At 66.9% G+C, this 15875-nt stretch carries 12 protein-coding genes and 1 pseudogene; 10 read left to right on the top strand and 3 right to left on the bottom strand.

Translation table 11 applies throughout. The features are described 5' to 3' along the window. Window positions 1-68: 68 nt before the first annotated feature. The gene (locus GK109_RS03450) at window positions 69-956 is read right to left on the bottom strand and encodes an NAD(P)-dependent oxidoreductase (RefSeq protein WP_157238677.1); all 888 of its coding nucleotides are present in this window, start codon (window positions 954-956) and stop codon (window positions 69-71) included. A gap of 223 nt (window positions 957-1179) precedes the next feature. Between GK109_RS03450 and GK109_RS03455 the strand changes: the two genes are divergently transcribed. The 4 genes and pseudogenes from GK109_RS03455 (at window position 1180) to GK109_RS03470 (ending at window position 6448) form a co-directional block, all read left to right on the top strand. Next, window positions 1180-2763, top strand: coding sequence for an acyl-CoA carboxylase subunit beta (locus GK109_RS03455; protein ID WP_157238678.1), 1584 nt, complete (start codon window positions 1180-1182; stop codon window positions 2761-2763). Next, on the top strand, window positions 2760-3005 hold the full coding sequence (locus GK109_RS03460; RefSeq protein ID WP_321215779.1) for an acyl-CoA carboxylase subunit epsilon: 246 nt from the start codon (window positions 2760-2762) through the stop codon (window positions 3003-3005). The genes GK109_RS03455 and GK109_RS03460 overlap by 4 nt, the downstream gene beginning before the upstream one ends. Window positions 3006-3045: 40 nt before the next feature. Continuing rightward, window positions 3046-4731, top strand: coding sequence for a DUF885 domain-containing protein (locus GK109_RS03465; RefSeq protein ID WP_370460372.1), 1686 nt, complete (start codon window positions 3046-3048; stop codon window positions 4729-4731). A gap of 272 nt (window positions 4732-5003) precedes the next feature. Further along, window positions 5004-6448, top strand: a pseudogene (locus GK109_RS03470) (dicarboxylate/amino acid:cation symporter). 105 nt (window positions 6449-6553) lie between these two features. Here GK109_RS03470 and GK109_RS03475 read toward each other — a convergent pair. Beyond that, window positions 6554-7117, bottom strand: a complete 564-nt coding sequence (locus GK109_RS03475; protein WP_157238679.1) for a hypothetical protein — start codon at window positions 7115-7117, stop codon at window positions 6554-6556. A 164-nt stretch (window positions 7118-7281) separates the two neighbouring features. Here GK109_RS03475 and GK109_RS03480 point away from each other — a divergent pair, with 164 nt between their 5' ends. From GK109_RS03480 to GK109_RS03505, 6 genes are all read left to right on the top strand, one after another. Beyond that, window positions 7282-7986 carry a TetR/AcrR family transcriptional regulator gene (locus tag GK109_RS03480; protein ID WP_370460373.1) on the top strand — a complete coding sequence of 235 codons (705 nt, stop codon included), beginning with the start codon at window positions 7282-7284 and terminating at the stop codon, window positions 7984-7986. A gap of 18 nt (window positions 7987-8004) precedes the next feature. Then, window positions 8005-10527, top strand: coding sequence for an MMPL family transporter (locus GK109_RS03485; protein ID WP_157238680.1), 2523 nt, complete (start codon window positions 8005-8007; stop codon window positions 10525-10527). 9 nt (window positions 10528-10536) lie between these two features. Continuing rightward, complete coding sequence (locus GK109_RS03490) at window positions 10537-11184, top strand: nucleoside triphosphate pyrophosphatase (RefSeq protein ID WP_321215773.1); 648 nt, start codon at window positions 10537-10539, stop codon at window positions 11182-11184. Window positions 11185-11338: 154 nt separating this feature from the next. After that, window positions 11339-13150 (top strand): biotin carboxylase N-terminal domain-containing protein, encoded by a 1812-nt coding sequence (locus GK109_RS03495; protein WP_157238681.1) that lies wholly within the window; start codon window positions 11339-11341, stop codon window positions 13148-13150. A gap of 15 nt (window positions 13151-13165) precedes the next feature. After that, complete coding sequence (locus tag GK109_RS03500; RefSeq protein WP_104997279.1) at window positions 13166-13603, top strand: nuclear transport factor 2 family protein; 438 nt, start codon at window positions 13166-13168, stop codon at window positions 13601-13603. A 41-nt stretch (window positions 13604-13644) separates the two neighbouring features. Beyond that, the gene (locus GK109_RS03505; protein ID WP_157238682.1) at window positions 13645-14376 is read left to right on the top strand and encodes a glutamine amidotransferase; all 732 of its coding nucleotides are present in this window, start codon (window positions 13645-13647) and stop codon (window positions 14374-14376) included. Window positions 14377-14432: 56 nt separating this feature from the next. On the opposite strand, the gene GK109_RS03510 is transcribed toward GK109_RS03505, so the two are convergent. After that, complete coding sequence (locus GK109_RS03510) at window positions 14433-15845, bottom strand: MFS transporter (RefSeq protein WP_157238683.1); 1413 nt, start codon at window positions 15843-15845, stop codon at window positions 14433-14435. Window positions 15846-15875: the final 30 nt, after the last annotated feature.

The following is a 15875-nucleotide window of genomic DNA, read 5'->3' on the forward strand; positions in this document are numbered from 1 at the left end:
CCTGGCAGCCCGGCGTGCCGGCCCGCGGGAACCGGAAGGACGACGGCGGAGGCCAGGGGAAGCAAAGGCTAGAGGAAAATGTCCGGCACCAGCTGGTCTTCGGGAGCGCCAAGGCTGTACGGCCGGAAGTCGGTGACCCCGGCTGCCGCGAGCACTTCCTCATCCGTGTAGAAGTTGCCGCTTGGCCGGCCGCCGTCCGTGCGGTTGGAGCCCGTAAGCACGGCATGGGCTGCGTCCGCCATGATCTCCGCGCCCCTGGCGGCCTGGACGATCCTTTCCCCGTGCGGCATGTTCCTGATGGCAGCGGTATCAATGAGGGTACGCGGCCAGAGCGAATTAACCCGGATTCCGTCAGCCTTCAGCTCCTCTGCAAGGCCGAGGGTTATAAGGCTCATCCCGTACTTTGCCATGGTGTAGGCAAGGTGCTTTCCCGCCCAGCGGGGATCGAGGTTCAGTGGCGGGGAGAGCGTAAGGATGTGGCCCTGGTCGGAGGCCCGGAGCGCCGGGAGCGCCAGCTTGGACATCAGGAACGTCCCGCGGACGTTGATGTCCTGCATGAGGTCGTACTTTTTCATGTCCACGTCATCGGTCCGGGAAAGGTCGATGGCGGAAGCATTGTTGATGACGGCGTCGATGCCCCCGAACCGTTCCACTGCTGCCGCCACGGCGCCCGCGACGTCGTCGTCATTCCGGACGTCACCCACCAGGGGAAGCGCCTGGCCGCCCGCCTCCACCAGTTCCCGGGCAGCTGTGTGGACAGTCCCGGCCAGTTTTGGGTGGGGCTCCCCCGTCTTGGCCATCAGCACGATATTGGCGCCGTCCTGCGCCGCGCGCAGGGCGATTGCCAGGCCGATCCCCCTGCTCCCGCCGGAGATGAGGATGGTCCTTCCCTTGAGTGAACCGGCAGCCTGGTAGGGTCCGCCGAGGGCACGCGAAGCGTCATTGCTCGAAGTCATGGCACCACTGTAACCCAACTAAGTTACCGGCAAGTAACATGGCGCTGCTGCTGATGACGGCACAGAAAATTGTAGGTTCCCTACAGCCGCAGCCGCCGGAAGCGTCACTAGACTTGCCAGCAGGGTTCGCCTGTTGTGTGGAAGCTACTTAAACCTCAGTGCCACAGCCCGCCAGCATTCACAGCACCACAGAATCAATCTGCTACAGAGCCGGAGATACTTGATGAGCCACGATCTGACAACGACAGCGGGAAAGATCGCCGATTTCCGCGACCGCCAGGCGCGTGCCGAACAGCCCTCCGGTCCCGAAGCCATCGAAAAGCAGCATGCGCGCGGCAAGAACACAGCCCGGGAGCGCATTGCCCTCCTCCTCGACCAGGACTCCTTCGTTGAATTCGATGCCCTGGCAGTACACCGTTCCACCGCGTTCGGCATGGAGAAGAAGAAGCCGCTCGGCGATGGACTGGTTTCCGGTTACGGCACCGTGGACGGGCGCCTGGTGGCCGTGTACAGCCAGGACTTCTCGGTTTACGGCGGGTCGCTGAGCCAGGTCAACGGCGAAAAGATCGTCAAGGTGCAGGAGTTTGCGCTGCGCAACGGCTGCCCCGTGGTGGGCATCCTGGACGGCGGCGGAGCACGCATCCAGGAAGGCGTTGCCTCGCTGGCCATGTTTGCGGACATCTTCCGGAACAACGTCCACGCGTCCGGCGTGGTCCCGCAGATTTCGCTCATCATGGGCCCGTCGGCAGGCGGCGCCGCTTACTCCCCCGCGCTGACCGACTACGTGGTGATGGTGGACAAGACCTCCCACATGTTCATCACCGGACCGGACGTCATCAAGACGGTCACCGGAGAGGACGTTGACATGGAAACCCTCGGCGGCGCGCGGCAGCACAATGCCACCACGGGCACCTCCACCTACCTTGCCTCGGACGAAGCGGACGCGATCGAGTTCGTGCGCGAACTGCTGGACTTCCTGCCGTCCAACAACCTTTCGGAGGCGCCCGTCCTGGAGCACACGCAGGAACTGGAGCTCGACGACGACGACCTCGCCCTGGACGCGCTGGTCCCTGATTCCGCCAACCAGCCCTACGACATGCGCACCGTGGTTGAGCAGATCGTGGACGACGGCCACTTCCTGGAGATGCAGGCCCTCTACGCGCCTAACGTGATGATCGGCTACGGCCGGGTGGAGGGCCACACGGTGGGCATCGTCGCCAACCAGCCCCTGCAGTTCGCCGGCACGCTGGACATCGCCGCCTCGGAAAAGGCTGCCCGGTTCGTCCGCCACTGCGACGCGTTCAACATCCCCATCATTACCCTGGTGGACGTTCCCGGCTTCCTGCCCGGCAAGGACCAGGAATTCCAGGGCATCATCCGCCGCGGCGCCAAGCTCCTGTATGCCTACGCCGAAGCCACGGTTCCCAAGCTCACCGTGATCACCCGCAAGGCCTACGGCGGCGCCTACATCGTGATGGGCTCCAAGAAGCTCGGCGCCGACCTCAACCTCGCCTGGCCAACCGCCCAGATCGGCGTGATGGGTGCCCAGGGTGCCGTCAACATCCTGTACCGCCGCGACCTTGCGGCGGTTGCGGAGGCCGGCGGCGACGTCGAAGCACGGCGCGCCGAGGTCATCCGGCAGTACGAGGAAGAGCTCCTCAACCCCTACCAGGCGGCTGAGCTCGGCTACGTTGACGCCGTCATCGCCCCGTCCGAGACGCGGCTGCAGATCATCAAGGGCCTGCGTGCCCTGCGCGACAAGCGCGCCAGCCTCCCCGCCAAGAAGCATGGGAACATCCCGCTGTGAACGCGGAAAAGCCGGTGGCCAAGGCTGCCGAAACCGAGGCACCCGCTGAACCCCTGCTGTCCATCGTCAAGGGGCAGCCCACCGCCGAGGAACTGGCGGCGCTGACCGCCGTCGTACTTTCCCTGGGCGGTGCAGAACAGGCGGAGACGGAGAAGCCGCCGGTGCGGCACTGGGTCCGCCGCCAGCAGCTGAGGCTGGAGCCCACCCCCGGCCCCGGAGCGTGGAAGCGAAGCCGCGGCTGAAAGGCAGGCCTTCCCGGATTCCGGGCGCTAGTCTCGGAGTGTGACTACAGACACTTCTCCTGCCGCCCGCCCGCACACCCGGATTGACGCCGTCGCAGATGACTACACCGAGACGCTCATCAGGCTCAATCCGTCCTTCGCCACCACCCTTGGCCTTGCCGGACACGAAACCGAATACCAGGACTTCTCCCCCGCAGGCATCGCCGAATTCGCGGAGGCCGCCCGGAAGGCCCTGGTTGACCTCGAAGGCCTCGAGCCGGAGGACGACGTTGACGCGGTCACCCTGGACGCCATGCGGGAGCGGCTGGGCCTGCAGCTGCTGATCCACGCCTCGGGATGGGATTACGCCGACCTGAACAACATTGCCTCCCCCGCCCAGGACATCCGGGCGATCTTCGACCTTATGCCCACGGAGACCGAACAGGACTGGCGGCATATTGCCGGCCGCGCGTCCAACGTACCCGGCGCCATCGCCGGGTATACAGAATCCCTGCGGCAGGCGAAGGACGCCGGCCGGGTGGCCGCCGCCCGCCAGGTGAAGATCGTCATTGAGCAGGTGACGAAGTACGCCTCGGAGGATGGCTTCTTCGCGAAGCTGGCGGCGGGGGCAGCCACTGCCGCCGGGCCGCTGCCCGCAGCCATCCGGGAAGAGCTCGACGCCGGTGCTGCCGCCGCCAGGGCAGCCTACGCCGGGCTGGCGGACTTCCTCCGCGCAGAGCTGCTGCCCGCAGCGCCCGAAAAGGATGCCGTGGGCCGGGCCCGTTATGCCCTCGCCTCCCGGTCCTTCCTCGGCGCCACCGTGGACCTCGAAGAGACCTACGCGTGGGGCGTGGAGGAACTGGACCGGCTCATCGCCGAGCAGGAACAGGTGGCCCACACCATCAAGGACGGCGCCACGATCGCCGAGGCCAAGGAGATCCTGGACAACGATCCCGCCCGCCAGCTAAAGGGCAAGGACGCGCTGCGGCGGTGGATGCAGGAACTCTCCGACAAAGCCGTGGCCGAGCTTGCCGGCGTCCACTTCGACATCCCCGACGTCATGAAGAAGCTGGAATGCCTCATTGCCCCCACCGACGAGGGCGGCATCTACTACACCGGCCCGTCCGACGACTTCAGCCGACCGGGCCGCATGTGGTGGTCAGTCCCCGCCGGTGAGGACACGTTCACCACCTGGGCCGAAACCACCACGGTCTACCACGAGGGCGTCCCGGGCCACCACCTCCAGGTGGCCACCGCCACCTACCGCCGCGAGTTGCTGAACAAGTGGCGGCGCAACGTGTGCTGGACTTCGGGCCACGGCGAAGGCTGGGCTCTGTACGCCGAGAAACTGATGCAGGAACTTGGCTACTTGAGCGACCCGGGCGACCACATGGGCATGCTGGACATGCAGCGGATGCGCGCCGCCCGCGTGGTGTTCGACATCGGCGTCCACCTTGAACTGGAGATGCCGGAACGCTGGGGCTCCGGCACCTGGACCCCGGACAAAGGATATGAATTCCTGAAGGCAAACCTGCCCATCAGTGAAGGCCAGCTGAATTTCGAGTTCACCCGCTACCTGGGCTGGCCCGGCCAGGCGCCCTCCTACAAAGTTGGCCAGCGCCTGTGGGAGCAGATCCGAGCCGAACTCGAAGCCCGCCCCGGTTTCGACCTCAAAGAGTTCCACACAAGGGCCCTCAACATCGGCTCCGTAGGACTGGACACCCTGAGGCGGGCACTGCTTTCCTAGCTCTGGCTCCGCAGTCGCCCCGGCCCGCCGAGGGTGCCTTCCTCTGCTTGCTGCTCCTTCGTCGCTTTGACGCAAGCTGCCGGAAGGCACCCACGTCGGGCCTTTTGCCGTATCGCGCGAGATGTTAAGCACACTCAGGCAGGGAATAAGTAACATGGCCGCTGTACAACCTTGATTTCCCGGGGTTTTTAGGCGCAGGCCGAATCGATGGCCGCGTAACATTTCTCAATGTTCGTTCGCCGTGGTATTCGGGGTGGCTCTAGCGTGTTCGGGTGAGCACTCAGACAAGCACCCCTCCCCTGCCGGGAAGACCGGCTTCCAGCTGCCCAAGTGGGCCGGCTCGTTCGGCGTCCAGATCATCGCCGCCCTCATCGTGGGGCTGGGCCTCGGCCTGCTGGCCAAGTACACCGGCAGCACCAAGGCAGCCCCGAACGGCCTCGGCGCCACGCTGCAGACCATCGGCTCCAGCTATGTGTCCCTGTTGCAGACCGCCGTCGTACCCCTGATCTTCACCGCTGTGGTCAGCTCCATTTCCAACCTTCGCCAGGTGTCCAACGCCGCGAAGCTGGCCTGGAACACCCTGCTGTGGTTCGCCATCACGTCGCTGATCGCCGTACTGATCGGCATCGGGCTGGGCGTTCTCCTGCAGCCCGGCGCCAACACGGGCATCACCCAGGAAGCCAAGTACTCCGGCAAGTCCGGTGACTGGTGGGCCTTCCTGGTCGGCCTGTTCCCCAAGAACTTCCTGGGACTGGGCGCCAGCTCCACGGTTGCCGAGTCCGGCGCCGTCACCACCTCGGTCAGCTTCAACGTGCTCCAGATCCTGGTGATTGCCATCGCCGTCGGCGTTGCCGCGCTGAAGGTGGGCAAGGCTGCCGAACCGTTCCTGAACCTGAACGCCTCCGCACTTGCTGTCATCCAAAAGGTGCTCTGGTGGATCATCCGCATCGCGCCCCTGGGCACCGTGGGCCTGATCGGCAACGCGGTGGCTGTCTACGGCTGGGACACCATCGGGGCCCTCGGCAAGTTCACCTTCGCCATCTACGCGGGCCTCGCCCTGGTGCTCTTCGCGGTCTATCCCATCCTTGTCCGCACCCACGGCCTCTCCGTCAAGCAGTACTTCTCGGGCGTGTGGCCTGCCGTCCAGCTGGCCTTCGTCTCCCGCTCCTCCGTGGGAACCCTGCCCCTGACCCAGCGCGTCACCGAACGAAGCCTGGGCGTCCCCCGCGCCTACGCCTCCTTCGCCGTTCCGCTGGGCGCCACCACCAAGATGGACGGCTGCGCCGCCATCTACCCCGCCATCTCCGCGATCTTCGTGGCCCAGTTCTTCGGCATCCAGCTGGACTTCACCCAGTACCTGCTGATCGCCCTGGTATCCGTCCTCGGTTCCGCTGCCACCGCGGGAACCACCGGAGCCGTGGTGATGCTCACGCTGACGCTGTCAACGCTGGGACTGCCGCTGGCCGGCGTCGGACTCCTCCTGGCCATCGATCCCATCCTGGACATGGGCCGAACCGCAGTGAACGTGGCCGGGCAGGCACTCGTCCCCACCATCGTGGCCAAGCGCCAGGGCATCCTCGACGAGCAGCTGTACAACGCTCCCCGCAACGGCACGCCCTTCGTGGACGATTCTGTTGCCGGCGCTGATACCGATGCCCCGTCCGACGGAGCCTCCACGGACACCGCTTCGCGTGAACTGGCGGACGCGAAGGCCTAAGTGCCCCTGCTCACCCCCTGCAACAACACAGTAGAAGTTCCCGGGAAATCTTCCCGGGAACTTCTACTGCGTTAGGCGGCTGGCCCACTTGGCGTCATGGCCGCGTCAGTGACCGCCGCCGCCGATTATGCCGTTTTCCACCGCCTTGGTGACGGCGTCGGCCTCGGCCTGCGTCAGCTTTCCGTCCGTGACGGCCTGGTCCAGCCGCGTCTTGAGGGCCGCAGCCTTCGCCGCCTGCCTCTCCGTGCGGAGCTCCTCCAGCGCAGCAGTGACCTTGGACTCCTCGATGCCCAGCGATTCGGCAAGCGACTTGGCCAGCGAGGCCACGCGGGCGGCGGGGTCCGGCCTCTCCCCCTCCGCAGGCGGCGTGGCAGGCTTATTGGCTTCGCGGAAGGCCTGGAGCGCTTCGGCCACCTTGGCTTCGTCGACACCCAGCTTCCCGGCGAGCGCGGATGCCTGGGCTACGCCCCGTTCGCCGCCCCGGCCGTGCTTGCCCATGCCTCCGCCGGGAGCGGTGCCGGTGCTCCCGTCCGGGGACGCGCTGGAGCTGGCACTGGGCGTGGGGGCGGGTGTGGTGGTGGCGGAGGCCATGCCGGCAACTCCGATACCGGCACCAAGGGCCAGCGCCGTAGCTGACAGGCCAAGGGTCATCTTCTTTGTGCGTGACATTACGTGTCTCCTGGATCCGCCGTCGGGTGACGGCTGCTAATGATTGGTCCTTTTCGGGACACTTACAGAATTGGGCAGCAAGTCATGCGGGGCCTGTTCGGAACCTTTCATTCTCCTGTGAAAGTAAGTTGCGCAGAGTGCAAAGTTGCACATAGTGTAAACGGGTGACTGTTTCTGCAGAGTCTGCCCAAGAGGGAACCTCCGTCCCGCCACCGGCCGCACCATCGCGCCGCGAGCTGAACAAGGCGGCCACCCGCCAGGCCATTACCGACGCCGCACTGGGCCTCCTGCGAAGCAAGGGCCCCGGCAACTTCACGGTTGAGGACATCGCAGACGCCGCCGGGATTTCACGCCGGACTTTCTTCAACTACTTCGGCAGCACCGACGCCGCCCTGGCCTCCATCACCCATGGCTTCCTGGATAACGCGATACAGCAGTTCAAACTCCGGCCAGCGGAGGAGCCCATCCTGCAGTCGGCGCAGGAGGCCCTGATGGCGCTGGCGGACCCCATGACAGTGGCCCCGCTGGCAGAACTCTTCACCCTGACCCAGCAGAGCACGCTTATGTCCCACTCCGAACTGGAAGCATGGGACCACTGCCGGGAACAGATCACCGCCGTGGCACGCAGCCGGGCTGCCGCCACTCCGGGCGCCGAAAACGAGCTCTACCTCCGTGCCCTGGCCGGTTCCGTCATCTCCTGCGGCAAGGCGGCAATGGAGGTCTGGTTTGCCCGCCGCGGCGCGGACCTCTCGCCGGCATCCCTGGCCGAGCTGCGGCAACTGCTGATCGACGCCATGGCACTGCTCGGCTCAGGCTTCACCACAGGCAGTGCACCTGCCCCATCCTCTTCCGCCACCCGTTCCTCCTGATCAGATCGGTTTCCTCGCATGGCACTGTTCCTGTACCGCCTGGGCAAATTCTCCTACCGCCGGCGCTGGCTGGTCATCTCGCTGTGGCTTGCCGCCCTGGTGGCCGTGGGCGGTTCCGCCGCAGCCTTCCACGGCACACTTTCCAACAACTTCCAGATCCCAGGCACTGAGACGCAGCGGATCGCGGACAAGCTGAAGGAAGAGCTTCCCTCGGCGTCCGGAGGCACCGCCACCATCGTCTTTGAAGCGCCCGACGGCGGTTTCACCGCCGGGAGCCGGGCCGCCGTCTCTGAGGCCCTGGAGAAGCTCAAGACCGTGCAGGGTGTCCGCGGCACCGTGGATCCCTTCGCCACCCAGGCCCAGGTGGACCAGGCCGGCCAGGCCATCATCGACGGCGAGCAGCAGCTTGCCGCAGGCCAGGCACAGCTGGACGCCTCCCGCGCCCAGCTTGAAGCCGGGCAGGGGCAGCTCGCCGCAGCCGAACAGCAGCTGGCGGCGGCCGGCGCCCCGGCGGCCCTGATCGAAGCCCGGCTCGGCCAGCAAAAGGCAGCCCTTGCCGAAGGGCAGGCCCGGCTCGAAGCCGGCACCCGGGAACTGGAAGCAGGCAAGGCAAAGCTCGAGCTGGGCAAGCGCCAGGCCGAGGCATCGTCCGCCATCCGCTTCGTGTCGGAGGACGGGCGCGCGGCAGTGGCACAGGTGCAGTTCAACACCTCCATCAATGGCCTCAGCCCGGCGGTCCGCCAGCAGGTCCAGGACATCGCCCACGAAGCTTCCGCTGCCGGCGTGACCGCCTATGCCAGCAAGGAGATCACCGAGGACATCTCCGAACTCTTCGGCGCGGCCGAGGTCATTGGCATCGCCGTCGCGGCGCTGGTCCTGATCCTCATGCTGGGCACCCTGGTTGCTGCCGGGCTGCCCCTGCTGATGGCGATCGTGGGCGTCGGCATCGGCGTCGGCATCACGTTCGCCCTGTCCGGCCTGTTCGACATGAGCTCCATTTCACCCATGCTGGCCCTCATGCTGGGCCTGGCCGTCGGCATCGACTATTCCCTGTTCATCGTGAACCGGCACCGGACCCAGCTGCTCGCCGGAATGGATCCGGAGGAATCCGTGGCCCGGGCAACCGGAACGTCCGGCAATGCGGTGGTCTTCGCCGGGCTGACCGTGATCATCGCCCTTGCGGCCCTGGTGGTTCCCGGGCTGCCTTTCCTCGCCGTGATGGGCCTGGCCGCGGCCGGCACCGTGGCAGTGGCTGTCCTGGTGGCCATCACCCTCACCCCGGCCATGCTGTCCCTGATCGGGCGCCGCATCATCTCCCGGCGGGCCTGGGCCAAAGCCGAGGCCCACAACGCCGAACCCGGCCATGAGGCAGCCGATGAGGCCAAGGACCGCGAACGCAGCACGCACGGCTGGGGCGGCCTGGTCACCCGGCACCCCATCGTGGCGCTCCTGGCCGGGGTGCTCCTCCTCGGCACCCTCGCGCTCCCGGCCACCCAGCTGCAGCTTGCACTGCCCGACGGCGGCTCGGAGCCGGTGGACTCCGAGGCCTACCAGGCCTACGACCTGACCGCGCGGAGCTTCGGCGAAGGCGTCACCGGCCCCATCGTGGCTGTGGGTGAGTTCCCGGAAAACCTGGACGAGGCCCAGGCGCAGGCACTGCAGTACGACGTCGCGGACAAGCTCCGTGCCGTGGACAACGTGGTGGCCGCCGTGCCCGTCGCACTCAGCGAGGACCGCCGCACCGCGGTGTTCCAGGTCATCCCCGAGGAAGGCCCGGCGAGCGCCAGCACCGTCCGGGTCGTCTCGGAGCTTCGCGGCCTGAATGACGACATCCAGTCCGAGTATGGCGTCGCCATGGGCCTCACCGGCCAGACCGCCGGCAACATCGACGTCTCCACGAAGCTCGGCGACGCCCTGCCGCCCTACCTGGCAATCGTCGTCGGACTTGCCCTGGTCCTGCTCCTGCTGGTGTTCCGCTCCATCGTGGTGCCGCTGCTGGCAACCGGCGGCTTCCTGCTGTCCCTCGCTGCTGCCTTCGGTGCGGTGGTGGCCGTGTACCAGTGGGGCTGGCTGGGCGGCGTGTTCGACGTCGCCAACCCCGGCGCCGTGCTGAGCTTCCTGCCCATCATCCTGATCGGCGTGCTGTTCGGCCTGGCCATGGACTACCAGGTGTTCATCGCCTCCGGGATGCGCGAGGCCTACATGCACGGATCGTCGGCCAAGGAAGCCGTCCGGGTGGGCTTCCGCCACGCGGCCGCCGTGGTGACCGCCGCCGCGATCATCATGGTCAGCGTGTTCGCGGGCTTCATCTTCAGCCACCTCACCATGGTCCGGCCGCTGGGCTTCGCGATGGCGTTCGGTGTGCTCCTGGACGCCTTCGTGGTGCGCATGACCATCGTTCCGGCCGTGATGTACCTGCTGGGCGAAAAGTCCTGGTGGCTGCCCCGCTGGCTGGACCGGATCCTGCCGGATGTGGACGTGGAGGGCGCCAAGCTGAGCCGGCCCGAGGCCGCACGGGCGTCCGGGGAACTGGTCCACTAGGCTGGAACCGTGCCCCGCCTGATTCTCGCTTCCCAGTCGCCCGCCCGCACCAAACTCCTGGCCGAGGCCGGCATCCGCCACACCGTCCTGGTCTCAGACGTGGACGAGGACGCCGTCCAGGCCCGGTACGGCGTTACCGACCCCCATGACACCGCGCTGCTGCTTGCCCGGGCAAAGGCCGAAGCCGTGGCCGCCCTGCCGGAAGCAGAAGGGGCGCTGGTCCTTGGCTGCGATTCCGTCTTCGAATTCGACGGCGAGGCGCACGGCAAGCCGTACACCGCCGCCGTGGCCCGTGAGCGCATGCTGCGGATGAGCGGCAACACGGGGGTGCTGCACACGGGCCACTGGCTGGTGGACTGCCGGGACACCGATCCGGACGACGACGGCGGCGGGGAACAGGGTTCGGGCGCCACTTTGGGGACGGTTGCCTCCGCCGCGGTCTCCTTCCTGGAGATGGAACCGGCCGAGATCGATGCCTACATCGCCACCGGCGAGCCGCTGCACTGCGCCGGGTCCTTCACCATCGACGGCCTGGGCGGGGCGTTCATCCGGAAGGTCGACGGCGACCCGCACACCGTCGTCGGGCTTTCCGTCTCCACCCTCCGGGACCTGCTGGCTTCGGCGAACGTGCGCATCACCGACCTCTGGCCCGCTTGAGCGGAGCCCCGCCCGGCGCGGTAAAAGCGCCGCATTTCGTAGCGTCTTGTAGCTTCCCTACAAAGGCTGGAGCGTTTACACGCGGATTCCGCAAGTAATATCGGCGGAACCCTCAAAACCGCGCTAGGCTCCCTGAAGGAAAGAAGGAGACGCCTTGTCAGCAAATTTGGAGCAGTCCGCAGGAACCACGCAGTCGACCCTCACGAAGGTGCTGATCGCCAACCGCGGTGAAATTGCCGTCCGCATCATCCGCGCCGCACGTGATGAAGGCATCGCCTCCGTGGCGGTCTACGCGGACCCGGACCGTGACGCCCTGCACGTCCGCCTCGCTGACGAGGCCTACGCCCTGGGCGGGAACACCGCGGCCGAGTCCTACCTGGTGATGGACAAGATCATCGACGCCGCCCTCCAGTCCGGCGCCGACGCCATCCACCCCGGCTACGGCTTCCTTGCCGAAAACGCCGAATTCGCCGCGCGCGTGATCGACGCCGGCATCACGTGGATCGGCCCGTCGCCGGAAGCCATCTCTGCCCTCGGCGACAAGGTCCAGGCCCGGCACATCGCCGAAAAAGTGGGCGCCCCCCAGGTTCCCGGCACCGCCGACCCCGTGCAGTCCGCCGAGGAGATCCTGGACTTCGTGGACCAGTACGGTCTGCCGGTGGCCATCAAGGCCGCCTTCGGTGGCGGCGGCCGCGGCATCAAGGTGGCCCGGACCAGGGAAGAAATCCCCGAACTGTACGAATCGGCCGTCCGCGAAGCCACCGCCGCCTTCGGCCGCGGCGAATGCTTCATCGAGCGCTTCCTGGACGCCCCAAGGCACGTGGAAACCCAGTGCCTTGCGGACGCCCACGGCAACGTCGTGGTGGTCTCCACCCGCGACTGCTCCCTGCAGCGCCGCAACCAGAAACTGGTGGAGGAGGCCCCCGCCCCGTTCCTGACCGAGGACCAGAACCGGCGCCTCTACGAATCCTCCAAGGCCATCCTCAAGGAGGCAGGCTACCTGGGCGCCGGCACCTGCGAATTCCTCGTCGGACAGGACGGCACCATCTCCTTCCTGGAAGTCAACACCCGCCTGCAGGTGGAGCACTGCGTTTCCGAGGAAGTCACCGGCATCGACCTGGTGCGCGAGCAGTTCCGGCTGGCACGTGGCGAAGAGCTCGGCTACGGCGACCCCGAGGTGCGCGGCCACTCCATCGAATTCCGCATCACGGGTGAGGACCCGGGCCGGAACTTCATGCCGGCTCCCGGCACCGTGCGCGTGCTGAAGAATCCCACTGGCCCCGGAGTCCGGATCGACTCGGGCATCGAACAGGGTGACGAGATCAGCGGCAACTTCGACTCCATGCTCTCCAAGCTGATCGTGACGGGCGCCAGCCGGCCCCAGGCCCTGCAGCGGGCCCGCCGCGCCCTGGAGGAGATGGTGGTGGAGGGCATTCCCACCGTCATCCCGTTCGACCTCGCGGTGGTTTCCGATCCCGCATTCGCCCCGGCCGAGGGCCCGTTCAAGATCCACACCCGGTGGATCGAGACAGAGTTCGTCAACAACCTTCCGGCCTGGACGCCCGACGGAGTTGCTGACACCGACGGCGCGGAAGAGCGCCGGCGCGTGGTGGTGGAAGTGGGCGGCAAGCGGCTCGAGGTGGTCCTGCCCGCCTCCCTCGGTTCCCTGGGAACGGGCGGGGCGGCAACGGCAGCCAAGCCCGCCAAATCGAAGAAGCGCTCACGCTCCGGCGGCCCGGCTGCCGCCACCGGCAACGCCCTCACTTCCCCCATGCAGGGCACCATCGTGAAGGTCGCCGTCGCGAACGGCGACCTTGTGACCGAGGGAGACCTGGTGGTGGTCCTCGAGGCGATGAAGATGGAGCAGCCGCTGACCGCGCACCGCTCGGGAACCATCATCGGGCTCCAGGCATCATCCGGCGAAACAGTTTCTGCCGGCGCTGTCATTGCCATCATCGAAGACTAAGCGCCGGAGGCACCCATGCTCGCACCCAGCTTCCAGGAAGAAGTGGACCGCTACCACCTTGCCGTCCCCGAAATCACCCAGGGCAACCCCGGCCCCATCAAGGAGCTCTATTCGCGGCTCGACGACGTCACCCTGGCCAACCCGTTCGGCGGGATAGCCCGCGGCTGGGCACAAGTGGAGGCCAGGCTGGACCAGGCTGCCCGGCAGTTCCAGGACGGACAGATGCTCGGGTTCGACACCATCTCGTCCTACACCGCCCGGGACACCGCCTACCTCGTGGAGACCGAACATTTCCGGGCACGCCTGGACGGTGCTGCCGCCGCGGAGGAGTTCGCACTCCGGGTCACCAGTATTTTCCGGCGCGAGGAAGGCTACTGGAAGCTCGTGCACCGGCACGCGGACCCCGCCGCGCGGCCGCAGTCGCGCCGCTCCCTCACCCAGCCTGCCAGCTGATATTGGCTGACAGACCGGTCTCCAACCGGCACACTTAGCAGATGTTGCCTTTCCTGCTCCTGGCCTCGCGGGCGGAGGATGCTGCCGCCGAGGACGAGTACGCCGCCTACCTCCGGTACGGCGGGCTGGAGCCGCGGGAGCTGCGGAGGGTGCGCCTGGAAGCTGCGCCGCTGCCCAGCCTGGACCTTTCCAGCTACTCGGGCGTGATTGTGGGCGGCAGCCCCTTTACGTCGAGCGATCCCCCGGAAACGAAATCCTCCGTCCAGCACCGGGTGGAGCGCGAGCTCGCGGGACTGCTGGACGAACTGGTGGCCCGCGACTTCCCGTTCCTGGGGGCCTGCTACGGGGTGGGGACGCTGGGGCGGCACCAGGGCGCCGTGATCGACAGGACCTACGGCGAACCCCTGGGCGGGGTGGAGATCGAGCTGACGGAGGCCGGGCTTGAGGACCCCTTGCTGGAGGGACTCTCCCCGACATTTACGGCGTTCACCGGCCATAAGGAGGCCTGCACCGTTCTGCCGCCGCATGCGGTCCTGCTGGCCCGCTCCGCGGCCTGCCCGGTGCACATGTTCCGGGTCCGGGAAAACCTGTATGCCACGCAGTTCCATCCGGAGCTGGACGCTGAAGGCCTGTGCACCCGGATCGACATTTACCGGCACGCGGGGTATTTTCCGCCGGAGTCGGCCGAGGAGCTGATGGAGAGCGCCCGGCAGTTCACTGCCACCGAACCCATGAAGATCCTGCGGAACTTCGTGGCCCGCTACGCCCGGTAGGCATGAAAATGCCCGGCAGGCCGCAGGGCCATACCGGGCATCCCCATCAGGGCGGGTCAGGCCACGTTGTTCTCGTAGTCCAGGTCGCGGGTCTCCTTGCTCACGAACAGGGCAATGAGGGTCAGGACGGCCATGGAGGTCAGGTAGATGCCCACCAGGACCGGGCTGCCGTCCGCCATTTCCCACAGCGCCACGGCGATGAACGGGGCCACCGCTGCACCCAGGATGCTGGAGAAGTTGTAGCTGACGGCTGAGCCCGTGTACCGGACGTTCGTGGGGAACAGTTCGGGCAGCAGCGCACCCATCGGCCCGAACGTCAGGCCCATCAGGGAGAAGCCGATCACCAGCAGCGCCATGGTGCCAATGAAGCCGCCGCTGAACAGCGGGACGAACAGCAGGCCGAAGACGAAGATGCCGCCGGTGACGGCCAGGAGCATCTTGCGGCGGCCGTACTTCTCGGCCAGCGGTCCGGAGACCAGCGTGAAAATGCCGAAGAAGACGACGCCGGCGATCAGCATCCACAGGAAGTCGTTGCGGGTGTAGCCCAGGCCTGGGACGAACGCGGCGGCGGCCGCTTCCGACATAGGCTTGCCGGCCTTTTCAGCCGCGGCCCTGGCGGCCTCGAGGCTGGCGGGGCGGGTGCCGTAGGTCAGGGTGAAGGTGGTCATCAGGTAGAAGAGCACGTAGGTGGCGAGCATGATGAACGTACCCAGGATGAGCTGGCGCCAGCTGGTCTTGAACACCCGGCCCAGCGGCAGTTTGGCGACCTCGTTGGACTCGATCACCTTGGTGAAGGCGGGGGTTTCGATCAGCTTGAGCCGGACGTACAGGCCGATGATGACCATGACGGCACTGAGCAGGAAGGGAACGCGCCAGCCCCAGGCCTGGAAGTCGGCCGGGGAGAGTGCGTAGCTGAACACCAGGAAGATCACGTTGGCGATGATGAAGCCGATGGGGGCGCCCAGCTGGGGGAAGGTGCCGTAGATGGCCCGCTTGTTCGCGGGCGCATTCTCGGTGGCCAGGAGCGCAGCGCCGCTCCATTCACCACCCAGGGCCAGGCCCTGGGCGAAGCGCATGACCACCAGCAGCGCGGGGGCCCAGAACGCCCAGCCCGGAACCAGGGCGGTGGGCAGGCAGCCGATGAGGAAGGTGGCAATACCCATGGTGAGCAGGGATGCCACCAGCGTGCCCTTGCGGCCGAACTTGTCGCCGAAGTGGCCAAAGACGATCGAGCCGAGCGGGCGGGCCACGAAGGCCACACCGAATACCGCGAAGGAGCTCAGGAGCTGGGTTGTTTCGTTCTGGTTGGGGAAGAACAGCTGCGGAAAGACGAGCACCGCGGCCGTGGCGTAGACGTAGAAGTCGTAGAACTCGACCGTGGTGCCGATCAGGCTGGCTACGATCACGCGGCCCCGGGAGTTCACGGGCTGCGGGGATCCGGGCACCGTGGAGGTTTCGGTGGATGACATAGGTAAACGCTTTCGTGAGAACCGTCCGGA

The organism is Pseudarthrobacter sp. GA104, from assembly GCF_009741265.1.
Lineage (GTDB): Bacteria > Actinomycetota > Actinomycetes > Actinomycetales > Micrococcaceae > Arthrobacter.